The sequence below is a fragment of the Bradyrhizobium sp. USDA 4452 genome (genome assembly GCF_054063575.1).
In genome coordinates this window covers 7,410,796-7,435,293 of the sequence record NZ_JBSSGK010000001.1, presented here as the reverse complement: position 1 = coordinate 7,435,293, position 24,498 = coordinate 7,410,796, and the positions used below count along the sequence as shown (strand labels likewise).

General features: G+C 66.0%; 20 protein-coding genes and 1 pseudogene. 7 read left to right on the top strand and 14 right to left on the bottom strand.

Translation table 11 applies throughout. From position 1 onward, the window contains the following. Positions 1-113 precede the first annotated feature (113 nt). Together ACVISU_RS34920 and ACVISU_RS34915 are read right to left on the bottom strand one after the other, a co-directional pair. Positions 114-881: an ABC transporter ATP-binding protein gene (locus tag ACVISU_RS34920; protein WP_456709972.1), complete on the bottom strand. Its 768-nt coding sequence runs from the start codon at positions 879-881 to the stop codon at positions 114-116. 2 nt (positions 882-883) lie between these two features. Then, positions 884-2,017: an MlaE family ABC transporter permease gene (locus tag ACVISU_RS34915; RefSeq protein ID WP_456709971.1), complete on the bottom strand. Its 1,134-nt coding sequence runs from the start codon at positions 2,015-2,017 to the stop codon at positions 884-886. A gap of 141 nt (positions 2,018-2,158) precedes the next feature. Between ACVISU_RS34915 and dgcA the strand changes: the two genes are divergently transcribed. Further along, positions 2,159-3,160 (top strand): N-acetyl-D-Glu racemase DgcA, encoded by a 1,002-nt coding sequence (dgcA, locus tag ACVISU_RS34910; protein ID WP_456709970.1) that lies wholly within the window; start codon positions 2,159-2,161, stop codon positions 3,158-3,160. 96 nt (positions 3,161-3,256) lie between these two features. Here dgcA and ACVISU_RS34905 read toward each other — a convergent pair whose 3' ends face one another. Further along, a complete protein-coding gene (locus ACVISU_RS34905) occupies positions 3,257-4,429 on the bottom strand; it encodes an MFS transporter (RefSeq protein WP_456709969.1) in 1,173 nt (390 codons plus the stop codon). A gap of 75 nt (positions 4,430-4,504) precedes the next feature. Between ACVISU_RS34905 and ACVISU_RS34900 the strand changes: the two genes are divergently transcribed. After that, on the top strand, positions 4,505-5,812 hold the full coding sequence (locus ACVISU_RS34900) for a hypothetical protein (protein ID WP_456709968.1): 1,308 nt from the start codon (positions 4,505-4,507) through the stop codon (positions 5,810-5,812). Positions 5,813-5,950: 138 nt separating this feature from the next. Further along, entirely contained in the window at positions 5,951-7,510 is a 1,560-nt protein-coding gene (locus tag ACVISU_RS34895; RefSeq protein ID WP_456709967.1) for a caspase family protein, read from the top strand. A 73-nt stretch (positions 7,511-7,583) separates the two neighbouring features. Here ACVISU_RS34895 and ACVISU_RS34890 read toward each other — a convergent pair whose 3' ends face one another. The 4 genes from ACVISU_RS34890 to thiD form a co-directional block, all read right to left on the bottom strand. Next, entirely contained in the window at positions 7,584-8,573 is a 990-nt protein-coding gene (locus ACVISU_RS34890; RefSeq protein WP_456709966.1) for a threonine/serine dehydratase, read from the bottom strand. Between the two features lie 42 nt (positions 8,574-8,615). Beyond that, positions 8,616-9,707 (bottom strand): glycosyltransferase family 4 protein, encoded by a 1,092-nt coding sequence (locus ACVISU_RS34885; protein ID WP_456709965.1) that lies wholly within the window; start codon positions 9,705-9,707, stop codon positions 8,616-8,618. Beyond that, entirely contained in the window at positions 9,704-10,516 is an 813-nt protein-coding gene (locus tag ACVISU_RS34880) for a UDP-2,3-diacylglucosamine diphosphatase (RefSeq protein ID WP_050403538.1), read from the bottom strand. The genes ACVISU_RS34885 and ACVISU_RS34880 overlap by 4 nt, the downstream gene beginning before the upstream one ends. Before the next feature lie 311 nt (positions 10,517-10,827). Further along, entirely contained in the window at positions 10,828-11,625 is a 798-nt protein-coding gene (gene thiD / locus ACVISU_RS34875) for a bifunctional hydroxymethylpyrimidine kinase/phosphomethylpyrimidine kinase (RefSeq protein WP_456709964.1), read from the bottom strand. A gap of 181 nt (positions 11,626-11,806) precedes the next feature. Between thiD and ACVISU_RS34870 the strand changes: the two genes are divergently transcribed. Next, the gene (locus ACVISU_RS34870) at positions 11,807-12,052 is read left to right on the top strand and encodes an Lrp/AsnC ligand binding domain-containing protein (RefSeq protein ID WP_016845986.1); all 246 of its coding nucleotides are present in this window, start codon (positions 11,807-11,809) and stop codon (positions 12,050-12,052) included. A gap of 9 nt (positions 12,053-12,061) precedes the next feature. On the opposite strand, the gene ACVISU_RS34865 is transcribed toward ACVISU_RS34870, so the two are convergent. Next, positions 12,062-12,991, bottom strand: a complete 930-nt coding sequence (locus ACVISU_RS34865) for a c-type cytochrome (RefSeq protein WP_456709963.1) — start codon at positions 12,989-12,991, stop codon at positions 12,062-12,064. A 166-nt stretch (positions 12,992-13,157) separates the two neighbouring features. On the opposite strand from ACVISU_RS34865, the gene ACVISU_RS34860 reads away from it, so the two are divergent. Next, entirely contained in the window at positions 13,158-13,580 is a 423-nt protein-coding gene (locus tag ACVISU_RS34860) for a CHRD domain-containing protein (protein ID WP_050403541.1), read from the top strand. 82 nt (positions 13,581-13,662) lie between these two features. Here ACVISU_RS34860 and ACVISU_RS34855 read toward each other — a convergent pair whose 3' ends face one another. The 6 genes and pseudogenes from ACVISU_RS34855 to ACVISU_RS34830 form a co-directional block, all read right to left on the bottom strand. Beyond that, complete coding sequence (locus ACVISU_RS34855) at positions 13,663-14,109, bottom strand: c-type cytochrome (RefSeq protein WP_456709962.1); 447 nt, start codon at positions 14,107-14,109, stop codon at positions 13,663-13,665. Positions 14,110-14,212: 103 nt separating this feature from the next. After that, complete coding sequence (locus tag ACVISU_RS34850; protein WP_050403663.1) at positions 14,213-16,522, bottom strand: xanthine dehydrogenase family protein molybdopterin-binding subunit; 2,310 nt, start codon at positions 16,520-16,522, stop codon at positions 14,213-14,215. A gap of 128 nt (positions 16,523-16,650) precedes the next feature. Then, complete coding sequence (gene murJ / locus ACVISU_RS34845; protein WP_050403543.1) at positions 16,651-18,180, bottom strand: murein biosynthesis integral membrane protein MurJ; 1,530 nt, start codon at positions 18,178-18,180, stop codon at positions 16,651-16,653. A 100-nt stretch (positions 18,181-18,280) separates the two neighbouring features. Continuing rightward, positions 18,281-19,433: pseudogene (locus tag ACVISU_RS34840) on the bottom strand (DegT/DnrJ/EryC1/StrS family aminotransferase). Between the two features lie 50 nt (positions 19,434-19,483). After that, positions 19,484-20,500: a Gfo/Idh/MocA family protein gene (locus tag ACVISU_RS34835; protein ID WP_050403545.1), complete on the bottom strand. Its 1,017-nt coding sequence runs from the start codon at positions 20,498-20,500 to the stop codon at positions 19,484-19,486. A gap of 249 nt (positions 20,501-20,749) precedes the next feature. Further along, positions 20,750-22,162 carry a mannose-1-phosphate guanylyltransferase/mannose-6-phosphate isomerase gene (locus ACVISU_RS34830; protein WP_456709961.1) on the bottom strand — a complete coding sequence of 471 codons (1,413 nt, stop codon included), beginning with the start codon at positions 22,160-22,162 and terminating at the stop codon, positions 20,750-20,752. 334 nt (positions 22,163-22,496) lie between these two features. On the opposite strand from ACVISU_RS34830, the gene ACVISU_RS34825 reads away from it, so the two are divergent. After that, entirely contained in the window at positions 22,497-23,462 is a 966-nt protein-coding gene (locus ACVISU_RS34825; protein WP_050403547.1) for a lysylphosphatidylglycerol synthase transmembrane domain-containing protein, read from the top strand. A gap of 10 nt (positions 23,463-23,472) precedes the next feature. Then, complete coding sequence (locus ACVISU_RS34820; protein ID WP_456709960.1) at positions 23,473-24,483, top strand: glycosyl transferase; 1,011 nt, start codon at positions 23,473-23,475, stop codon at positions 24,481-24,483. Positions 24,484-24,498 lie beyond the last annotated feature (15 nt).

The window sequence follows — 24,498 nt, the reverse complement described above, 5'->3', positions numbered from 1 at the left end:
TCGCGTTCATAACTCTTGGGCCCGCGCGCAGCCAGGCTGCGTTCGAGCCCGTCGAATTTCCTGTTGGCGCATGATCTCGTCCGAAAATCGGCTCCAGATTTCGGGATCATGGGCTAGGCCACAACGGCACGGGCGCGCTTGCCGTTGAAATATTGCTGCAGCCATGGATGCTGCGATGCCTTCATGTCGGCGATCGATCCTGCAGCAATGATCTTACCGTTCCCTAAAACGGCGATCCGGTCGCACGCGGTGTAAAGACTGTCGAGGTCGTGGGTTACCATGAAAACGGTCAGCCCCAAAGTGCGCTGCAGGGTGCGTACCAACTCGTCGAAATCGCCGGCGCCGATCGGATCGAGGCCCGAGGTCGGCTCGTCGAGAAACACGAGCTCCGGATCGAGCGCGAGTGCGCGCGCCAGCGCGACACGCTTGATCATGCCGCCGGACAATTCCGACGGATAGCGATCGGCCACTTCGGGCTTGAGGCCGACCATCACGAGCTTCGCCACCATGATCTCGTCGAGCAGTCGCTGCGAGACGCGCAGGTATTCGCGCGCCGGAAACTGGATGTTCTGGCGCACCGTGAGCGAGGAGAATAGCGCGCCCTGCTGGAACAGGATGCCCCAGCGCCGCTCGACGGCGCGGCGCTGCGACGAGTTCGCGGCATCGAGATCGACGCCGAACACCTCGATGCGGCCCGAGACCTTCGGCACGAGGCCGATGATGGTGCGCGTCAGCACCGACTTGCCGGCGCCCGACGGGCCGACGAAGCCGAGGATCTCGCCACGCTTGACGTCGAGGTCGAGGCCGTCGAGCACGCGGGTGGAGCCGAATTGAACGGTGACGTCGCGGACCCGGATGATGGCGTCGTCCTGCTCGGCCATGATCACATCCCGATCGAGGCGAAGAAGATCGCGAACACGCCGTCCATCACGATCACGAAGAAGATTCCCTTCACCACCGATGCGGTGGTGTGCTGGCCGAGCGACTCCGCCGAGCCCTGCACCGCCAGCCCCTCGACGCAGGCGACGATGCCGATCACCGCCGCCATGACAGGCGCCTTGACCATGCCGACGATGAAATGGTCGATCGACATGGCATCACGAAGGCGAAGCAGGAAGGCTTCCGGATCGACGCCGCCATAGAGCCAGGCCACCAGGCCACCGCCATAGAGCGCGGCCATCGCGCCGAGAAAGGCCAGGATCGGCAGCGCCAGCACCAGCGCCAGCATGCGCGGCAGGATCAGGACCTCGATCGGATCGAAGCCCATGGTGCGCAGCGCGTCGATCTCCTCGCGCATCTTCATCGAGCCGAGCTCGGCGGTATAGGCCGAGCCGGAACGGCCCGCGACCATGATCGCGACCAGCAGCACGCCGATCTCGCGCAACACCAGTACGCCGAGCATGTCGACTACGAAGATGTCGGCGCCGAACCTGCGGAAATGGAAGATGCCCTGCTGCGAGATGATGCAGCCGATCAGGAAGGTGATCAGCACCACGATCGGCACCGCGCGCAAGCAGACCTGCTCGAGGTGATGCACCGTCGAGGTGAAGCGGAAGCTGCGCGGATGGATCAGCACCTTGGCCGCCGCGGCCAGCACCGCACCGAGCATGTCGACGAGGCCGATGACGGTGCCGCCGATTCCGGCCACGGTGCGCCCGATCTGCTCGAGCATGCCCGATATCAGCAGCGATTCGCTCGCGGCCTTGGGCGCGGGGCCGACGCGGCGGACCTCGTCGACCAGGCTGGAATAATTGGCCGAAAGGCCCGCGATCTCCGCCTCGGCGCTGGCATCGCTGAGGCTGCGGCGCAGCCGCTCGATCAGCCAGGCGCCGAACGTGTCGAGGCTCGCGACCTGCGACACGTCGATGAAGATGTGCGGCCGGCTGCCGCGCAGCTTCTCGGCGTCGGAGACGATCCGCTCGAGCGCAGGGGCAAAGCGGGCCGTCCAGTTGCCCGCCGCGCACAACGCCAGTCCTTCGCCTTGGGCTATCCGCTCCAGTGTCGGGTCGCCGCTCACCTTATGCCTACCCCTCAAGCCGGCTGGCCGCCGCTCACTCAGATTTCCGGCGATGCCGGATCGGCTTGTCGAATCTGCCGCTAACCAGCCATAGTTGGTTGCGCGCCGCAAGCTAGGCTTCAGGAAATAGTAGACTTTAAAATGACTTCCACCCCGCAAGGAGCTGTTTCCCTGAACAGCCGGATCGAGCGCTGGCCGATCGCCGGAACCTTTACGATCAGCCGCGGCGCCAAGACCGAGGCTGTCGTCGTGGTCGCCGAGGTGAGCCAGGGCGGCCTCATTGGCCGCGGCGAATGCGTGCCCTACCCGCGCTATGGCGAAACGCCCGAGGCGACGCTGCAGGCGATACAGGCGATGCAGGAGCCGCTCGCCCATGGCACGGACCGGATCGCCCTGCAGGCCCGCATGCCCGCCGGTGCCGCCCGCAATGCGCTGGATTGCGCGCTGGCGGACCTTGAGGCCAAACGCGCCGGCAGGCGGATCTGGAACCTGCTCGGCCGGCCTGCGCCGGAGCCGCGCACCACCGCCTATACGATCTCGCTCGGAACATCAGAGGCGATGGCGGAGGCCGCCGCGAAGGCCGGCCATCGCGCGCTGCTCAAGGTCAAGCTCGGCGGCGATGGCGACGCCGCGCGGATCGCCGCCGTGCGCAGGGCCGCGCCGGCCACCGAACTGATCGTCGATGCCAACGAAGCCTGGACCGAGGCCAACCTCGCCGCCAATCTCGCAGCCTGCGCCGATGCCGGCGTCACGCTGATCGAGCAGCCGCTGCCGGCCGGCAAGGACGAGGCGCTGGCGCGGATCAAGCGCCCGGTTGCGGTCTGCGCCGACGAAAGCGTGCATGACCGCGCCTCGCTCGAAGGCCTGCGCGGCCGCTACGACGCCGTCAACATCAAGCTCGACAAGACCGGCGGGCTGACCGAAGCGCTGGCGATGGCGGATGCCGCCCGCGCGCTCGGCTTCGAGATCATGATCGGCTGCATGGTCGCGACCTCGCTGTCGATGGCGCCGGCGATGCTGATCGCGCAGGCCGCGCGCTTCGTCGATCTCGACGGCCCGCTGCTGCTGGCCAGGGACCGCGACGAGGGCCTGCGCTACGAGGGCAGCCTGGTCTATCCGCCCGACGCCGCACTCTGGGGCTAGAGCATGATCCGGAAAAGTGCGAAGCGGTTTTCCGAAAAGATCATGCTCAGTCAAAAAGCTAAAGCGCGTGACGATTCAACCTAATCGCATCGCGCTTTAGTCGGTTAGTCGTTTGCGCGCCAGCCACATCACCAGCCCGCCGGTCGCCGCCATCGCCGCCATCATGTCGTAGACGCCGAGCCCGAAGCGCGCATAGACCATGCCGCTGACGATCGCCGTGCTGCTCGCGACGATGCCGCCGCAGGCGGTGAGATAACCCTGCGCGCGCGCCATCACATGAGGCGGCACGTGATGCACCATCAGCCCCATGATGCCGACCTGGGTCAGGCCGAAGCTTAAGCCGTGTCCGAGCTGGACCACCGCAAGCACTGCAAGCGGCGGATCCTGCGCGGTGATCGCCCAGCGCGCCACGGCGCTGGCGGCCGCGATCATCACCAGCACAGCCGACGGCAGCGTGAAGCGCGGCGAGGCCGCGAACAGCACGATCTCGGCGATCACGCCGAGCACCCAGAGGGCCGCGATGGTCAGGCCGCTGAAACCGGCCTGCTGCCAGGCGATGGATGCGAAGATGTAATAGGCGCCATGGCTGCCCTGGATCAGCGCCGAGGACACGATGATCGCGAGGAAGCTGGGATCGCGCAGCAGTTTTGGCGCGCCCGCGGTCGGCGCATGAGCTGCCGCCGGCCGGCCCAGCGGCCGCAAGGTCAGCCCGACCAAGGCGCCGAGCACGGTCACGGCGGTGATGATCCAGATCAGATCGACCTCCGCGACATAGCGCAGCAGGAACCCGCTGATCAGCGCGCAAACCGCGAAGGCCGCCGAGCCCCACAGCCGCAACGGTCCATAGCTCAGGCCGAATTGCCTGACGCCGCGCAGCGCGTAGGCGTCGGTGAGCGGCACCATCGGCGTCCAGACGCAGCAGGTCAGCGCATAGACCGCGAGCAGCACCAACGGCTGGTGCTGGGTGCCGATCACGGCAAAGCCCACCGCGGTCGCGAATCCCGTGGTGATCATCGCACCGCGCAGCATCTGGCGCCGCTCCGCCGTGGCCGTGACCAGCGGCAGCACGGTGAAGCGCGTCACCGGCGGCACCGCGGTGATGAAGCCGATCCAGGTGGCATCGACCCCGATCGCCTTCAGCCACACCGTGAAGAACGGCAAATGGACCCCGGTCATCCCGAACGTCGTGGCATAGAATGCCGCGAGGCTGCGCGCGAATCGCCGCGACCCAACTTTTGCTGCGATGGGGATTTGTGATTCGGAAGACATCAATTCAATTGCGATTCGCGCGATATCGTGGTGATCGTTAACCCAACGCGCAGTGATTTGCGCGGAGAGATTGTGATGGCCGAAGAAGCATTCGCCCTGTCGCCGATATCCGCCCGCGCGGCCCTGCCGAGCGAGGAGGACTATGCCGCGATCAGCGCGGCCTTCATGGAGACCTCGCGGGGCCGCTGGTTCCTCGGCGAATACGCCAAGCGCAACCGCAATGCCGATACAAGCATGGTGCTCGACGCCGTGGCGCGGATCGAGGAAAGCCTCAGCGCGCAGCGCCAGGCCGCCGCAGGGGCGATCAGGGACGAGCAGCTGGCGCAGGCGCTGGGCGCCCTGCGCGGCGCGATCGAGGCCGCCCAGGCCTCCGCCAGCGCGGCGCTCGACAGCATCAGCTTCGATCAGAACCTCGCGCCGGTGCGCAAGGGCGTGCGGGTGATCAGGGAAATCTCCTGGCGGCTGCGCGAGATCGGCAATGACGGCCGGATCTGCGACATCATCGATTCGCAGGCCAGCGCGATCGAAGCCGGCGCCGCCGAGGTCTCGATGAAGGACGCCAAGGCCGTGCTGGACGCCGCCTTCGCGGCGCTGGCCCGACGGCTCGGCGAATTCGATCCGGACAAGCAGACGACACAAGCGGCTGAACCTGCTGCTGCCGAAGCACCGGTTGCAGAAGCGTCCGCTGCTGCGCCCTCCCCGCCGCCGGTGGCCGAGAGCGCTGCGCCCGACGCGACTGTCGCCGCTGCGCCACCGGCTCCGTCTCAAGAGGCCGCTGCAGCGCTGCCCGACGAAGCCACGAAGCCTGCCGCAACGCCGAGTGTTGAGGTTGCCGCGGCCGCCATGCCGGAGCCGAACGAAGCATGGCTCAGGGCGGAGGCCGCGCTGGCCGAAGCCGAGGCCGCAGAACTCGCGCGTGTCACCGAGGCGGCCGCTGACGCCCAGGACGAAGCGGTGCTCGACCTCATCGCGATGGAGATGGGCGCGCCCGATCCGATCGACGAAGAAGCGATCGCCGACGAAATGCGCGCCGCCGAGGAGCTGCGCGTCGCCGAGGAGCTGCGCGTCGCCGAGGCGATGGCGGCCGAGCCCGAAATGGATGCGCCGGCCATTCAGCCCGAGCCTGCACCGCCGCCCGAGCCGACGGTCGAGGTCAAGGTCGAGCCCCAGCCGATGGCTGCAGCTCTGATCGACGCGGCGCCGGCGGCCGCACCACCGCCTCTCCCGACCACCGTCGAGGCTCCAGCTCCCGTGGCGGAAGTCTCACTCGGCTCGACCATCATCGCCAGCGGCCTCCTGAAGAAGCCGAACGTCGCAGCCAACGATCCGCTCGCGCCGATCCGCCGCATGAGCCAGGCCGAGAAGATCGCGTTCTTCTCGTAGGCCCGACGCGGGCGCGCGGCGCATCCCTCTCCCACTGACCACCCGCACTGCGTGACCCAGCTCACGTACGACGGGCGCCTCCGCGCCTAGCCTCGCCGCGACCGGTACCGCACCGGGACCAGCTTTTGGGAGCGCGCGATGGTCCGCCTGACATCCATCATGATATCGGCCGCATTGCTCGGCCTGTTCAGTCTCGGTCTATCGGGCACAGCGTCTGCCGAGACCGGCGGCATCACCGTCGGCAATGCGGCGCAAACGCCGGCACAATCCATCGACCAAGCGGCTTCGCCCGCGACATCAGTGGCGGCGGTGCCGGGCGTGCTGCGCGGCCCCGAGCAGCGCGTCGCGCTGGTGATCGGCAATGCCAACTACGAGAATGCGCCAAAGCTCGCCAATCCCGGCAATGACGCGCAGTCGATGGCCGAGCTGTTGAACGCGGCCGGCTTCGAGGTGATCGCCGCGACCGATCTCAGGCAAAGCGACATGGTGAAGGTGTTGCAGGATTTCTCCGACAAGGTCGCGGCGCGCGGCCCCGGCACGGTCGCGATGATCTACTACGCCGGCCACGGCGTGCAGCTCGCCGGCGAGAACTACCTGATTCCGGTCGATGCCAGGATCGCAACGCCGTCCGACCTCGACGGCAATGCGGTGCGCCTCGTCGACGTGATGGGCACGCTTGAGAGCATCCCGAGCCGGATGCGTATCGTGGTGCTCGATGCCTGCCGCAACAATCCATTTCCCAACGTCAACGACGCCGGCCGCGGCCTTGCCGTGGTCGACGCGCCGAGCGGCTCGATCGTCGGCTATTCGACCGCGCCCGGCATGGAAGCGCAGGACGGCAGCAACGGCCACAGCCCCTACACCAACGCCTTCCTGCGCCTGGCGCGCGAGCCCAATCTGCCGATCGAGCAGCTGTTCAAGCGCATCCGCCTCGACGTCAACTCCGTGACCGACGGCCGGCAGACACCGTGGGAAAGCTCGTCGCTGACCTCCGATTTCTATTTCTTCGGCGATACCGCCATGGCGTCAGCGCGTGCGCCGGCGAATGGCCCGGTCGTGCAGATGGCATCGAACCTGCCGAACCGCTCGGTGCGCCAGGCCTATGACTTCGTGCTGTCGGAGGGCCGGCCGGACTACTACGAGGAATTCATCCGGCTATATCCGCGCGATCCGCTGTGCGAGCGCATCCGCTTCCTGCTGACGAACTGGCTGCAGGTCGCGGCCTGGCACAAGGCGGTGCTTGCCAACACGCCGTTCGCCTACAAGACCTTCCACGACAATTTCGCTGGCAGCCCCTACGCGCAGTCGGCGTTGAAGCTGCAGGTGCAGCCGAAAGCAATCCCGCTGATGCAGTTCACGCGGCTGTCGAATCGTCAGACCTTCCAGCCGCTCAATGCCGGCGTGCAAGGGGCCGTCGGCAAGATCGTGACCATGCCCGCATCCGGCGCGAAGCCGGTCGGCATGCCGAGCTCAATCGGCAAAGGCAAGGTTGCGGGCCTGCCCGTCGCGAATGCCGGCAAGGCCACGTCGAACGCAACCATGAAAGACGCCAGCAGGCAGCACTTCCGCGCCGAGCGGCAAAGCATGCAGGGCAACCGGACGAGTTCAAGCGGCAGCCGTGCTTCGTTCCACCCAAGTCCGTCCGGCTCACATTTTGGCGCAATGGGTGGCGGCTACCGTGGTGGCTTCAGGCACTGATCGGCCGCACGCCACAACGAAACAGGGGCAGCGCGCGTACCGCCCTGCCCCCGCTTCGTTTCAGATACCGGTGTCAGGCGACCAGCTTCGCGAACAGGTCGGCGTCGACATTGCCGCCGGAGAGCACGATGACGACGTTCTTGCCCTTGGCATCGATCCGCCCCGCCAGCAGCGCGGCGAGCCCGATCGCGCCGCCGGGCTCGACCACGAGCTTCAGCTCGCGATAGGCAAAGGCGACGGCGGCGCCGACCTCGTCATCGGACGCGCTGACGCCATTCGCCAGCAGCTTGCTGTTGATCGCGAAGGTGAGTTCGCCCGGCATCATCGCCATCAGCGCGTCGCAGATGGTGCGCGCGGCGACCGGATGCGCCTCGCGATGGCCGACCTTGAGCGACAGGGCGTGATCGTCATAGCCCGCAGGCTCGGCGACGATCACCTGGGCCTGCGGATATTTTGCCTTCACCGCGGTGGCGACGCCCGCGATCAAGCCGCCGCCTGATGCCGGCGCCACGACGATATCGGGCGTCAGCCCGAGCGCCGCCATATCCTCGGCGATCTCGCGGCCGGCGGTGCCCTGGCCCGCGATCACCAGAGGATCGTCATAGGGAGGCACCAACGTCGCGCCACGCTTGCTGGCGATACCGCTCGCGATCGCCGCACGGTCGTCGCGATCGCGATCGTAGAGCACGACCTCGGCGCCATACGACTTGGTCCGCTCGCGCTTGGTGAGCGGGGAGTCCGCAGGCATCACGATGGTCGCCTGCATGTTGAGGATCTTTGCCGCCGCGGCAACGCCCTGGGCGTGGTTTCCCGAGGAGAACGCGACGACGCCGCCGCTCCGCTGCTCCTGCGGGATCGAGGCGAGCTTGTTGAAGGCGCCGCGGAACTTGAACGATCCGGTTCGTTGCAGCATCTCGGGCTTGAGGAAGACCTGGGTGCCGACGCGTTCGTTGAGAACGGGGAAAGTCAGGAGCGGCGTGCGCACCGCGAACGGCGCGACCACCCTTGCGGCGGCATCGATGTCCGCAGCAGCGACGGGTGGATTGAGAGGGGTGTCCGTCATCCGCAATTTCTATCGCGGCCGCGGGCAACCCGGCAAGACGCTTTAGCGTGAGGTGGGATGAGGAGCCGGCAGGGCCGCCAAATGGTGCTCCTCGGCACCGAATTCGAACACCTCCCCCTCGCCGTCGGGCGCCGCGGGGCGGACGTTCATGCAGCGGTCGATGAACACCCGGGCTGACGCCTGCCAGGTGTGGAGCGCGGCGAAATCGACGCAGGCCTGCCGCGGGATGCTGAGCGCCTCCAGGCAAGCGTGGCGCAAATCCTCGTCGAGGACACCGACCGGCGCCGCGCCGATCACGTCGCGAGGACCGGTGACCGGAAAAGCGGCAACCGGCAGGCCGCTGGCCAGGGCTTCAAGCAGCACCAGACCGAACGTATCGGTGCGGCTCGGGAAAACGAACACATCGGCTGCGGCATAAATTTCGGCCAATTCTTCGCCATGGCGGGCGCCGAGGAACACGACTTCCGGATATTTCCGCTCCAGCGCCGCGCGTGCCGGGCCGTCGCCGACCACCACCTTGGTGCCGGGTAGATCGAGATCCAGGAACGCTTCGAGATTCTTCTCCACCGCCACCCGGCCGACGCTGAGATAGACCGGCTGCGGCAGGCAGAGGTCGACGTCGCGCGGGTGGAATAGCGCGGTATCGACGCCGCGCGACCATAGCACCACGTTGCGGAAGCCGCGCTGGCGCAGCTCTGCAGCCAGCGCCGGGGTCGCCGCCATCACCGCCCGGCTCGGCTTGTGGAACCAGCGCAGCGCGCGCCACACCCAGGCTTCCGGGACTGGCGTCCGTGCCGAGACGTATTCGGGAAAGCGGGTGTGGAAACTCGTCGTGAACGGCAGGCCGCGCTTGCGGCAATAGCGGCGGACCGACAGCCCGATCGGACCTTCGGTCGCGATATGGATGCTGTCGGGCTTGGCCGCGTCGATCAGGCTCGCGACCTTGGCCCCGCACGGCAGTGCCAGCCTCAAATCGCGATAGCTCGGCATCGCGAAGGTGCGGAACTCGTCCGGCGTCAGGAAGCTCACCTCGACGCCGAGCGATTTCGCCGCCTGTGCCATCATGGTCAGCGTGCGGACAACCCCGTTGACCTGGGGATGCCACGCATCGGTCGCGACCAGGATATGCGTCATGCAGCGCGTGCCGTCACTCGCGGAACTGGGGCGATCCGGCGCACCGGGTCGGTCCAGGTGATGATCTCGAAATGGCCATCCTCGTGCTCGGCGAGCGCGGTGCAGCTCTCGACCCAGTCGCCGCAATTCATGTAGCGGATGCCGTGCTCGTCATGAATCGTCGCGTAGTGGATGTGGCCGCAGATCACGCCGTCGCAGCCGTGACGCCGCGCCTCGCCGGCCAACGTCGCCTCGAACGCGCCGATATAGTTCACCGCCTTCTTGACCTTGAGCTTGGCCCATTGCGACAGCGACCAGTACGGCACGCCGAACATCTTGCGGAAGAAGTTGACGAAGCGATTCATTTGGATCGCGAAGTCGTAGGCCTTGTCGCCGAGATGGGCGAGCCAGCGCGCGTTTTGCACCACGAGGTCGAAGATGTCGCCATGGATCACGAGGTAGCGCTTGCCGTCGGCGCCGGTGTGAACGGTATTCTCCACCACGTCGATGCCGCCGAAATGCGTACCGTAATATTTGCGCAGGAACTCGTCGTGGTTGCCCGGGACGTAGATCACCTTGGCGCCCTTGCGCGCCTTGCGCAGCATCTTCTGCACGAAATCGTTGTGGGTCTGCGGCCAGTACCAGTTCGACTTCAGCGCCCAGCCATCGACGATATCACCAACGAGGTAAATCGTGTCGGCATCGTGAGAGCGGAGGAAGTCCAGCAGGCGGTCGGCTTGCGAACCGCGGGCTCCGAGATGGACATCGGAGATAAACAAAGTGCGAAAGCGCCGCTCGGGGCTTTCTTCACTCAAGGAGTCACTTCCCATGCCTGTGCACCTAACAGCTTCCTGTGACAAGGCGATGACGATCCCCGCGACCCAAGGCCCCACAAAAAGCTAACGAGAATCAGCAGCACGCCCCTCCCCTGCGGATAACAGCGGCGTGCGACAATCTGGCGACATGGGCGGCGGCGGCTGTGCAGAACAGGCGTTGTGTTGCGCGCATATCGCGGGGAACAACACGCATTCGAAACGGCGTTGAATGCGTAGCCCGGATGAAGCGAAGCGCAATCCGGGGTCTTGCGTCCGCGGAACGTGCAGCCCGGATTTCGCTGCGCTCCATCCGGGCTACAAGAGCCTCAATAATATTTGTGGAAGTGATGCACCGGCCCGTGGCCGTGGCCGGCGGCGAAGCGATCGGCGGCGGCGATCGCATCGGTGATCCAGGCCTTGGCATTGCGGACGGCGGTCTCCATCGGCTCACCCTTCGCGAGCCCTGCTGCGATCGCCGATGACAGCGAGCAACCTGTGCCATGCGTGTTTGCGGTGGCGATGCGCGGCGCTGCGAGCGCGATGCTGCGCTCGCCGTCGATCAGATAGTCTATGCTCTCAGTGCCGTGCCCATGGCCGCCCTTCACCAGCACCGCGCGACATCCCATCGCCAGCAATTGCCGGCCTTGCCCTTCGACGTCGGCCTCGCTCGAGGCGACCGGCTCGTTCAGCAGCGCCGCCACCTCCGGCAGGTTCGGCGTGATCAGCGAGGCCAGCGGAAACAACATGGTCTTCAGCGCATCGACCGCCTCGGCTGCGAGCAGCCGGTCGCCCGAGGTCGCGACCATCACCGGATCGAGCACGATGTGGCGCGGCGCCCAGCGCTGCAGCGCGCCCGCGATCGCAACGATGGTCTCGGCCTGCGCCACCATGCCGATCTTGACCGCGCCGACGTTAAGATCGGAGAACACGGCATCGATCTGCGCGGTGACGAACGAAGCCGGCACCGGATGGATGCCGCTGACCCCCGTGGTGTTCTGCGCGGTCAGCGCCGTGATCGCCGAGGCGCCATAGACCCCGAGCGCGGCAAAGCTCTTCAGGTCAGCCTGGATGCCCGCCCCGCCCGAGGAATCCGAGCCGGCGATGGTGAGCGCGACCGGCGTCATGGTGCGGCACCGGCGGTTGAGACGAATGAGACCGTCACGAACAAGATCATGGCCTGTCCTAACCCGGCAGCCCATCGGCAGCAAGTTCGCCTGACTTTACCGCAGGTTGGAGCTGCCTTGACCCTTGCTTTGGCGGCCCGTTTTGGGCCTATAGTCACGGAAATCCCCGGAGACGACTTTGATGGTTCCTTTCTTCGTCCAGATCAAATGCAAGCTCGGCCAGTCCTACACCGTCGCCAACGCGCTGGCGGAAGCCGAGATTGCGTCAGAGATCTATTCCACCGCGGGCAATTACGATCTCCTGGTCAAGTTCTACGTCGACCACGACACCGACATCGGCCATTTCATCAACGAGAAAGTTCAGGTGATCCCGGGCATCCAGGACACGCTCACCATCATCACCTTCAAGGCGTTCGGCGCGAAGTAGGACACGCCGTTACGACTGCCTCTCCTTCTTCACCGGCTTCGGCGGTCCCTCGACCGGCGGCAGCGACTTGATGTACTCGGCGATCGCATCGCGATCGCTCGACGAGAGCTGCGAGGTGTTCCGGATCACGCGCACCATCGATCCGCCAGCGCTGTCGCCATCCGGCGTCTGGCCGCTCTCGAGAAAATAGGCGATGTCCTTCGCGCTCCAGTCCGCGATCCCCCGCGGCGTGATGTTCGGCACCCAACCTTCGCCCTCCGGATTCGGGCCACCGGCGAAGCGCTGCGAAGTGATGATGCCGCCGAGGAAGTTGCGCGGGCTGTGGCATTCGGCGCAATGGCCGAAGCTGTTGACGAGATAGGCGCCGCGATACCAATGCGCCGAGCGGCTCGCGTCCGCGATGAACGGCTTGCCGTCCATGAACAGGAATTTCCAGACCCCGACATTGCGCCTGATGTTGAAGGGAAACCGCACATCGTGGTCGCGCACCTTGCCGGCAACCGGCGGCAAGGTCTTCAAATAGGCGAACAGGTCGCGCACGTCGTTGACCCTGGCGTGCTGATACGACGTGTAGGGAAACGCCGGAAAATAGTGCGTCCCCGACGGCGAGGTGCCCTTCATGACAGCGGTGACGAAATCAGCCTCGCTCCAGCGGCCGATGCCGTCGTTCGGGTCGGGCGAGATGTTCGGCGCATAGAAGGTGCCGAACGGCGACGGTATCGCGAGCCCGCCGCCGAGCCTCGTGCGGTCGTCCTGCTTCGGCACGGCGTGGCAGGAGGAACATCCTCCGGCATTGAACGTTGTGAGCCCGTTGGCCAGGTTGGGCTGGTAGACGGGCAGCGCGCTCGCGGCCACGGTCAGGGGGATCGTCAGCCACCAGAACACACCGAAGCCGATCAAGCCGGCCAAAACGGCCAGGAGGAGAATTCGTCGCAACATTCACCGATCCGTCATTCGTCGCGTCAGTTCACTGGCCAGTATGATGGCAACCGGTCTTACAAGCTCGCATCAAATTTGCCGCACTCACGATGATTTTGGGAATAAATCCGGAGAGCCGCGGTTTGAAGATTTGCAACCACCGTGTGACGTCAAAGGGGAGAGAACCATGCCAAACAAGACCTTGCTTGCCACGCTGACGCTGGGCGCCGCTATCGCCCTCGCCGGTCCGGCCTTTGCCGAGAAGCTGCAGGCCAAGCTGGACGGCAAGTCCGAAGTGCCGGCGAACGCCAGCGCCGGGACCGGCACCGCCGACATCGACTACGATGCCGCCACCAAGAAGCTGAGCTGGAAACTGACTTATTCCGGCCTGTCGGGCCCGGCGACCGCCGCGCATTTCCACGGCCCGGCCGAGGCCGGCAAGAATTCCGGTGTCGCGGTTGCGATCCCGAACGCGACGTCGAGCCCGGTCGAGGGTAGCGCGACGTTGACCGACGCGCAGGCCGCCGATCTCCTCGCCGGCAAGTATTATGTCAACGTCCACACCGCAGCCAACCCGGGCGGAGAGATCCGCGGACAGGTCACCAAGTAGAGTCACACCAACAAGAAACGGCCGGCACAAAAAAGGGCGGACGCCTTGCAGCGTCCGCCCTTTTCGTTGATCGAAATGGCGATCAGCCCTTCTTGAGGCGATAGGTCTCGTGGCAGCCGCCGCACTGCTTGCCGATCACGGTCAGCTCGGCCTTCAGCGTGTCGACATCCTTGATCTTGCCCTTGGCATCGGAGACCGCCTTGGCATAGCTCGCGATGTGCTGCTCGAAGCCGGCCTTGTCTTCCCAGATCTTCGGCCCGGCGGAGTAATCGCCTTCCGTCTTGAGGCCCTTGCTGCTTTCAGGAAAAAGCGTCGGCAGCTTCTTGGCGGTGTCCTCGAACTTGGCCAGCGCAGCGTCGACCGTTGCCTGGTCGTAGGGCTTCTCGCCCTTGATGATGGCGCCGAGCGCACCGGCGTTCTTGCCGGTTTCCTTCATCTGAGCCTGGGTCACCTTGACTTGGTCCTGGTCGGCCACCACCGCCCCCGCACTCAACGCCAGCATCGTTGCAACGACGACAATCCGCTTCATCCGCAAAACCCCTCAATCCTGCTCTGTCCGGTCCGCGGGAACGCGGCCGGCCTTGTTTGCAAACACCGCAGGCGGAATCTTCATTCCGCCTGCGACAATTTTATCAGAGATTATGGCGGCGCTGCGCCTCGCGGATCGCGATCCAGACCCGCTCCGGCGTGGCCGGCATGTCGATGTGGTCGATGCCGTATTCGCGATGCAGCCCCTCGACGATCGCGTTGACGACCGCCGGACACGAGCCGATCGCGCCGGCCTCGCCGGCACCCTTCACGCCGAGCGGGTTGGTCGTGCACGGCACGTTGTGGGTCTCGAACACGAAGGACGGCCCGTCGGCAGCGCGCGGCATCGCATAGTCCATGAATGTGCCGGTGACGAGCTGACCGTCGGTCGGGCTGTAGACCGCCTGCTCCATCAGTGCCTGCCCGATGCCCTGCATCGCGCCGCCATGCACCTGGCCCGCGAGCATCAGCGGATTGAGCGTGACGCCGAAATCGTCGACGATGACGTAGCTGACGATCTTGATGATGCCGGTGGCGGGATCGATCTCGACTTCGGCGAGGTGCGTGCCGTTCGGATAAGTGCCGTCGGCGCTGGCGAAGGTCGCGCTCGCATTCATCTTCGAGGTATCGCCGCCGGGACGCTTGGCGAGATCGGCAAAGCTGACCGAGCGGTCGGTGCCGGCGATGCGGACGCGGCCATCGGCGATCTCGAGGTCGCCGGTGCCGGCTTCCAGCGCCTGCGCCGCAAGCTCCTTCAGCTTGTTGCCGAGCTCATGCGTCGCGCGCTGCACGCTGACGCCGCCGGACGGGATCGATGCCGAGCCGCCGGTGCCGAGGCCGGTCGCGATCTTGTCGGTGTCGCCCTGCAGCACATGGACGCGCTCCGGCGGCACGCCGAACTGCTCGGCGACGATCTGCGCATACGCGGTCTGGTGGCCTTGCCCGCTCGACTGCGTGCCGATCAGGATCGAGATGTCGCCGTTGGGATCGAGCGCGACATTGGCGGTCTCCTCGCCCATGGTGCCGCAGACCTCGACATAGCTCGCCATGCCGATGCCCCGCACCAGGCCGTCCTTCTTGGCGGCCTTGGCGCGCTTCGGAAAGTCCTTCCAGTTGGCGATCTCCATCGCGCGCTTCATGTGCGCGACGAAGTCGCCGGAGTCGTAGACCTTGCCGGTCGCGGTGGTATAGGGCAGCGACTTCGGCGGAATGAAGTTCTTCCGCCGGATGGCGTCCGGCGTCATGCCGAGCTTTCGCGCGGCAGCGTCCACCAGCCGCTCGATGACATAGGCGGCCTCCGGACGACCCGCGCCGCGATAGGCGTCGACCGGCACCGTGTTGGTGAACACGGTACGGACGCGGCAGTGGAAGGCCTTGATGTCATAGAGACCCGGCAGCATGCCGGCGCCGCCATGCGGGATGTAGGGCGCAAACGTCGACAGATAGGCGCCCATGTCGCCCATCAGGTCGACATCCATGCCGAGGAACTTGCCGTCCTCGGCGAGCGCCATCTTCGCGGTGGTGAGATTGTCGCGGCCCTGCGCGTCGCCCATGAAATGGTCGGAACGCTCGGCGGTCCACTTGACGGACTTCTTGAGCTTGCGCGCCGCGACCGAGATCAGCGCATATTCGCGATACGGAAACAGCTTGGTGCCGAAGCCGCCGCCGACATCCGGGCAGATCACCCGCATGTTCTCCTTCGGCATCTTCAGGATCATGTCGCAGAGGATCTCGCGCAGGCGATGGCTGCCCTGGCTGCCGATCGTCAGCGTCAGATGATCCCTCTTGGCGTCGTACTCGGCGACGGCGGCGCGCGTCTCCATGAAATTGGTGATGACGCGCGGATTGACGATGGTGATCTCGGCCACCGCATGCGCCTTGGCGAACGCGTCTTCCGCGGCCTTCTTGTCGCCGATCGAGACGTCGAACAGCACGTTGCCGGGCTTGTCCGGCCACACCTGCGGCGCGCCCTTCTTCACCGCATTGACGAGACCCACCGCCGCCGGCAGCGGCGTCCATTTGACGTCGATCGCCTCGATCGCGTCGCGGGCATGGTCGACGGTATCGGCGACCACAAAGGCGATGGCGTCGCCGACATGGCGCACCTCGTCCTTGGCGAGGATAGGGTAAGGCGGTGCGGTGAACGGATCGGTTTCGAGATTGAACAGGCACGGCAGGCCGCCGAGCTCGGCGACATCGGCCGCGGTCAGGATCAGCGCCACGCCGGGCATGCCGCGGGCCTTGCCAACATCGATCGTGTAGGTCGCGTGCGCATGCGGCGAGCGCAGCATCAGCGCGTGCAATGCGGGAGACGGTGCGACGTCGTCGGTATAGCGGCCCTTGCCGCGAATCAGAGCGTCATCCTCCTTGCGCCGTACACTTTGTCCGACGCCGAACTTGATGGGAGCTGCCATCGTCTCTCCAATTGCCTTGGTGTGTTTTGCGCATATTGGCGTGGTTGTCGGCGAAGCGCAAACCGCTTTCCGCCGCACCCGGCGCTATCCCGCGGTCTGCTCCTATGCATTTGATTTGAAAGGTAAAACTATACGCGGCGCAGCGCGAACAGCCAGCCGCGGCCGAACAGCGTGAGGATCGAGAGGGCGTAGACGAAGATGCCGACCGCAACCAGCAGCAGCAGGATCATTTCATCGCGGAAGTGCTGCATCGGCGCGAACCATACATAGGCGAAATGCGAGGTCAGCCACAGCGCGAGCCCGAGCAGCACGCCGCACAGCGCGAAAGTGCCGAACGAGCGAATCAGTGCGCGATCGAACGCGAGATAGCCGCGGCGGATGGCAAACATCAGCACCAGCAGCAGATTGACCCAGGCTCCGACCGCGGTCGCGAGCGCTAAGCCCACCTGCGCCAGTGAGCCGACCAGCGCGATCTTCAGCGCGACATTGACCGCGACCCCGGTCAGCGCCGCCTTGACAGGGGTTGCGGTATCCTTGCGGGCGTAGAAGGTCGCAACCGCGCTGCGAATCATCACGAAGGGAATGAGGCCGACCGCATAGGCCGCAAGCGTCGCGCCGGCGCTGGCAGCATCGGCCTTCGAGAACGCGCCGCGGGCGAACATCGCGCGCATGATCGGATCGGCGACCGTCAGGAACGCCGCCACGAACGGCACCGAGAACAGCAGCGTGAAATCGAAGGCGCGGCGCTGCGCGGCCATGGCGCCGGTGTGATCGTCGGCGGTCAGGCGCCGCGACATCTCCGGCAGCAGCACGGTGCCGATCGCGATCCCGATCACGCCGATCGGCAGTTGATTGAGACGGTCGGCGTAATACAGCGCCGACAGCGCGCCAGCGGGGAGGAACGTCGCGATAATGGTGTCGGCGAACAGCGCGACCTGTGTTCCCATCGAGCCCAGGGTCGCCGGCCCCAGCGCGCGGAAGAAGGCGCGGACGTCCTCGTCGAGCCTCAGCGGCGCGAATCGCGGCAGGCCGCCGTGACGGGCGAGGTCGCCGGCGAGCAGGGCAAACTGCAGGAAGCCCGAGATCAGGACGCCCCAGGCCGCGGCATGGCCGGCGCTGGGGAAGAACGCCGCCAGCGCCAGCGTCATCATCATGGCGAGGTTGAGGAAGATCGGCGCCGCGGCGGCGCTGGCGAAGCGATGCATCACGTTGAGCATGCCGCCATAGAGCGTCACCAGCGTGATCAGCAAGAGATAGGGAAACGTGATCCGCGTCAGTTCGATCGCCAGCTTGCGCTGGGATGCGTCGTCGGTGAAGCCCGGCGCGAGAATGCTCATCGCCTGCGGCATGAACGCCATCGCCACGACCAGCAGGACCACCTGCGAGGCAAACAGCAGCGTGAAGATGCGGTCGGCGAACAGCCGCGCCGACGCCTCGCCGCGCTCGCCATGGACGTGGGCGTAGGCCGGCACGAAGGCGGCGTTGAAGGCACCCTCGGCAAAGATCGCGCGGAAATGATTGGGCAGCCGCAATGCCACGAAGAAGGCGTCGGCGACCGGCCCGGCGCCGAGGATCGCCGCGAGCATGATGTCGCGTGCGAACCCGGTGACCCGCGATAGCAGGGTATAGCCGCCGACGGTGAAGATGCGCCCAAGCATGGCTGCTTCTAGCGCATCATCACCCTACGTCAAAATGACGTATCAGGCCGTCAACGATTTAAGCATGATCCTGCCCGAAACCGGGAGCCACTTTTCGGGATCATGCCTGTAGCGCGCCGCGCACAGCCGCAATGACGCGGTCCTGCGCCGCCTCGTCGAGATAGGGGTGCATCGGCAGAGCGATGACGTCCTTCGACAGGCGCTCGCTGACCGGCAGGCCGCCGTCGGCGACCGGATAGTGGCTGTAGGCGGTCTGCTGATGGACAGACTTCGGATAGTAGATCATGGTCGGCACGCCCTGCGCCTTCAAGGCGGCCGCGAAGGCGTCACGATCGATGCCGTTGGTCAGACGGATGGTGTACTGCGCCCACACCGAGGTGCAGCCCGGAGCCACGCGCGGCACCGCGACGAGGTTGCCGAGCGCCCGCGAATAGCGTTCCGCGACCTTGTTGCGCGCCGCGATCTCGTCGTCGAATATCTTCAGCTTCTCGAGCAGGATCGCCGCCTGCATGGTGTCGAGCCGCGCCGTGAGGCCGAGCCGCACGTTGTCGTATTTGTCCGAGCCCTGGCCGTGGACGCGGATGCTGCGCAGCGTGCGCGCGAGTTCCTCGTCGTCGGTGAAGATCGCGCCGCCGTCGCCGAAGCAGCCGAGCGGCTTGGGCCGGGAAGAAGCTGGTTCCGGTCGCGAGCCCGAAGGTGCCGAGCCTGCGGTTCTTGTAGGTTGCGCCAAAGCCCTGCGCGGCATCATCCAACACAAAAAGGCCCTCGGCCTCGGCGACCGCACCGATCGCGTCGTGATCGGCGCTCTGGCCGAACAGGTCGACCGGGATCACTGCAACCGGCTTCAGCCCGCGGGCGCGCGCCGTCGCAATGCCGCGCTTCAGCGAATTGACGTCGATGTTGAAGGTCTCCTCATCGACATCGACGAATACCGGCGTCGCGCCGGTCAGCGTCACGACTTCGCCGGTCGCGCAGAAGGTGAAGGTCGGGCACAGCACCGCATCGCCCGGCCCGACATTCTTCGCCATCAGGACCATCAGCAGCGCATCGGTGCCGCTGGCGCAACTCACCACATGCTTGGCGCCGGTATAGTCCGCCAGCGCCTTCTCCAGCGCGGTGACTTCCGGGCCGTTGATGAACTGGCAATGGTCGAGCACGCGCGCGACCGCATCATCGATCGACTTGCCGAGCCGCCGGCGCTGCGCGGCGATATCGATGAAGGGAATGGGCTCAAGCTGCATATGCTGGTTCATGGAAGCTCTTTGCACGTGTTGAATGGATGACAATCAGCCAGTGAAGGCAATCAGCCGGCGATGCGGCGGGGTCCCTTGCGCATCGTCGAGGCGGCCGGCCGCGCGGGCGATTCCAGGCAACGGATCGCGATCTCGAGGCTCGCGACGCCTTCGTCGCCGGACACTGCCGGCAGCTTGCCGCTGCGTACGGCATCGAGGAAGGCGATCAGCTCGGCGCGCAGCGGCTCGTCGTGACCGACCGGCAAATGGCGCATCGAATAGCTGCCGTCCGGCTTGAAGCCGAAGCATTCGGTGACCTGGCGCGTCAGCAGGTCGCCCATCACGTACTTGCCGCGGGTCGCGACCGTCACGTTGCGCGCCTTGAACGGCGTCAGCCAGTTGGTGTTGATGTGGGCGAGCACGCCGGACGCCGTGCGGAATTGCAGCAGCGCGATGTCCTCGCGTTCGGCGACCGCACTCGAGAGCTGCGGCTGCACCTCGACGATGTCGGACTCGGTGAACCAGCGGATCAGGTCGATGTCGTGCACGGCAAGGTCGATCACGACGCCGACATTGGACATCCGCGGCGGGAACGGGCCGACCCGGGTGATGCCGATCGACAGGATATCCTCGCCCGAGATCGCCTGCTTGATCGCGGCGACCGCCGGGTTGAAACGTTCGACATGACCGACCATCAGCGTGACGCCGGCTCGCTCGGCGGCCGCGACGATCTCACGGCCCTCTTCGACCGTGGATGCGACCGGCTTCTCGACCAGGATGTGGATGTTGCGGGCGATGCAGGCGAGCGCGATCTCGTGATGCAGGTGGGTGGGGGCTGCGATCGTCACCGCATCGATGCCTTCGGCAAGCAGCTGATCGAGGCTCTCGAAGGCGCGGCAACCGACCAGGTCGATGGCGCGCGTGCGGTGCTCCGGCAGCGGATCGACGATGCCGATCAGCAGGACGCCGGGCAGTCCGGCCAGCACGCGGGCATGGTTGCTGCCCATCACGCCGGCGCCGATCACGCCGACGCGCAAGGCGCGGCCGATATCGGCCCTCGCGCCGGCTGCGGACACTTTTGCATTCATATCGTAGACCCCAAGTAGCGTTCTGGCGGTTGTCCCGGCTCCTCAGGGAGCCATCCCGGCTCCGAGGGAGTAAGACCAAGGCCCCTCATCCCGATCTGCGCCTCTGGCGCAAATCACCCCGCTTCGTTGGCAGCCGCTATAGCACGGCGTCACAAATGTGGCGATTGCCAAGCACGAAATCCGGACACGTTTTGATTCAAAGAGTTACATCGTCCCGCGCCGGGCGATCGGCGCGGGAACCGGCGCGCCTCAGCTGCGCCGGTAGTCGTCCTCGATGCGGATGATGTCGTCCTCGCCGAAATAGCTGCCGGTCTGCACCTCTATCAACTCGAGCTGAATCTTGCCGGGATTCTCCAGCCGGTGCACCGCGCCGATCGGGATGTAGATCGACTCGTTCTCATGCACCGTCTTGACCAGTTCGTTGACGGTGACCTGGGCGGTACCACGCACCACGATCCAGTGCTCGGAGCGGTGATGATGCTTCTGCAAGGACAGCCGCCCGCCCGGCTTGACGATGATGCGCTTGACCTGGTGGCGGTCGCCATTGTCGACCGACTGATAGGAGCCCCAGGGGCGATGCACCTTGATGTGGTTCTCGGTCACCCCGGGCGCCGCCACCTTCAATTTCGCAACCAGCCGCTTCAGCCCGTTGGCGTCCTTCTGGCGCGACACCAGCACGGCATCCTGGGTCGCGACCACGACGAGGTCGTCGACGCCTTCGAGCGCGACCAGCGCCCGGTCGGTCGAGACGTTGCAATTGCGGGAGTCCTCGAACACCGCCGCGCCGCGCGCCGCGTTGCCGAGACTGTCCTTGTCGGAGAGCTCCCAGACCTGGCGCCACGAGCCGATGTCGGACCAGCCGCACGCCACCGGCACCACCGCGGCATGCGCGGTCTTCTCCATCACGGCGTAATCGATCGAGATCGCCTTTGCCGCGCCGAACGCCGACGCATCGAGCTTGACGAAGCCGAGATCGCGCGTCGCGGTCGCGACCGATTGCTCCACCGCCGCGATGCTGTCGGCATCGACCTTGCGATACTCGTCGAGCAGCACGCCGGCGCGGAACATGAAGTTGCCGCTGTTCCAGAGATAGCCCGCATCGATATAGCCTGCCGCTGTCGCGGCATCCGGCTTCTCGACGAATTTTGCCACCGCGCGCACCTCGCCGGCGACCGCCTCGCCCGGGCTGATATACCCGTATTCGGTGGCGGGCCGTTCCGGCTTGACGCCGAAGGTCACGATGCGGCCGGCTTTGGCCGCCACCAGTCCGCCGCGGCACGCCGCGACGAAGGCCGGCGTATCCCGCACCAGATGGTCGGCGGCGAGCGCCAGCACGATCGCTTCGCCGTCCCGGCTCTGCGCGAATGCCGCACCGGCCGCGATCGCAGGCCCGGAGTCGCGGCGCATCGGCTCCAGCAGTACATCGGCCTCGCGGCCGATCTCGGCCAGCTGCTCCAGCACCATGAAGCGATAGGCCTCGTTGGTGATCACGATGGGACGTTCGAACAAGGTCGGGTCCGAAACGCGCAGCAGGGTCTCCTGGAAGGTCGAGCGCGCCCCGAACAGCGACAGGAACTGCTTCGGATGCACCTCGCGCGATGCCGGCCAAAGCCGCGTGCCTGCGCCGCCGCACATGATCAGGGGGATTATTCGCCGGTCCATCAATACCTCAAGTCCTGTCGTGCCCGCGGACGGCACACTAAGATTTTTCCCGGGCAGCCGCAGCGGGCGGCCGGGTTACCTCCAAAGCACGATCCGAGCAGTATCACGCGTGCCCCCGCACGTCTGGTCGGATTTTACCCGTATTGTAAGCCCAGCTGAGTGCTGTTCCTCCCAGCCCGGCCTCTTTAGCCGCCCCGTCCAGCGGGCCGCAATAGGGTCGGCACGGGTATTGCCAGATCGGCGCGGAAACCATACCAAGGCGGCGAATTTGGGCGCGCGAAAGCGTTTTGCGCTGTTTTTGACACATTCTGAAAACCTGGCAGCGCGAACGGAAATGCGCCGAATCCTGCTTTCGACCGTCAAGATCCTGATCTCGGCTGCGCTGCTGTATTTCTCGCTGCGCAAGGTCAACCTGTATGACCTCGCCTCCCGCATCCAGGCCGAGAGCCTCGGCTGGCTCGGCCTCGCGATCGCGGTCACTTTTCTGCAGATCTTCCTCGGGGTGTTGCGGTGGCGCGAGATCAGCGTCGAATGCGGCGCACCGCTGGAAACCGCACAGGCGATGCGCTTCAACGTGATCGGCACCTTCTTCAACCAGACACTGCCGTCCTCGATCGGCGGCGACGCCGTGCGGCTCTGGCTTGTCGCGCGCGCCGGTGCGGGCTGGCGCGCGGCCACCTATTCGATCTTCGTCGATCGCGCGGTCGGATTGATCGCGCTTGCCGTCGTCATCGCGGCCACACTGCCCTGGAGCTATCGGCTGATCGCCGATACAAATGGCTGGCTGGCGTTGCTGCTGCTCGACCTCGCCGCGCTTGCGGCCGGATTTGGTTTCCTCGTGATCGGCCTGTTGCCGTGGCCCTGGCTGAAGCAGTGGTGGGCAACGCACCACATCCACGCCTGCGCGGTCATCGCGAACCGGGTGCTGTTCAGCCGCGAGCACGGATGGCGGGTCGCGACCCTTTCGATCGCCATTCACGTGGTGACCGTCGTGATCGGCTGGTGCGTGGTGAAATCGATCGCGGCCCCCGTCACCTTCGGCCAGATCTTCCAGCTGTTGCCCCCGGTGATGCTGATCACGATGATGCCGATCTCGATCGCGGGCTGGGGCGTGCGCGAGGCGACGATGGCGCTCGCCTTCGGCTATGCCGGCCTGATCGCGAATGAGGGCGTCAACATCTCGCTGTTGTTCGGCGCGGTGTCGTTCGTGGTCGGTGTGTTCGGCGGCCTGGTGTGGATCCTGAGCCCGGAAAAGGCGGCCAAGGGCGCCGAGCCGATCGAAGTCCCGGGATCGCAATAAACGGGCCGGAATGAGCAGTTTCGAAACCCTCCTGTCACTGATCGCGGCGGTGCTGGCCGCATCGATCTCGGCCGTCCTGATCCGGGCGACGCGGCCATTGCTGCTGCGCGTCGCGCTGGCGAAGCCGAACGCGCGCTCGTCGCACCGCATTCCAACGCCGCAGGGCGCCGGCATCGCGGTGATCGCAGCCACGCTGCTGGCGGGCGGGATCGTCATCGCAATGGCCGGATCGCCGGACCTGACGATACCGATCACGGTGTTCGCGGCCTGCCTGTTCATCGCGGTGGTGGGCTTTGCCGACGACATCCGGTCGCTGCCCGTCGTCCCGCGGCTGTTGCTGCAGGCGGCGGCCGTTGCAGCCTTGGTGTTTTCGGTGCCGGCCGATCTCAGGCTCGTTCCGGCCTGGCCGTTCTGGCTCGAACGCGGTCTGCTGCTGATCGCCGGCCTCTGGTTCGTGAACCTCGTCAACTTCATGGACGGGCTCGACCTGATGACGGCGGCCGAGGCCGTGCCGATCACGGTGGCCGTCGCCCTGCTCGGCAGCTTCGGCCACGTTCCCGCTGCTTGCGCGCTGGTCGCGGCAGCGCTGTGCGGCGCGCTGCTCGGCTTCGCGCCGTTCAACCGGCCGGTGGCAAGGATATTCCTCGGCGATGTCGGCAGCCTGCCGATCGGCTTGCTGCTGGGCTGGTGCCTGCTCGAGCTTGCATTGCATCAGCAATTTGCCGCCGCCCTGCTACTGCCGCTGTATTATCTGGCCGATGCGACAGTAACGCTGTTTCGCCGCATCGCGCGGCGCGAGCCGTTCTGGTCCGCGCACCGCTCACATTTCTATCAGCGCGCGACCGACAACGGATTCACCGTATGGCGCGTCGTCGGCGAGGTCTTTGCACTCAACGTGGTGCTGGCGCTGCTGGCATTCGCTTCGGTCGCCCTCAATTCCCTCGCAGCAGACATCGTCCTGTTGCTGGCCGGCGCGCTCGCCGTCGGCTGGCAACTGCGCCGGTTCTCGCGACCGTTCTGATCGGGCCGGAGCGTT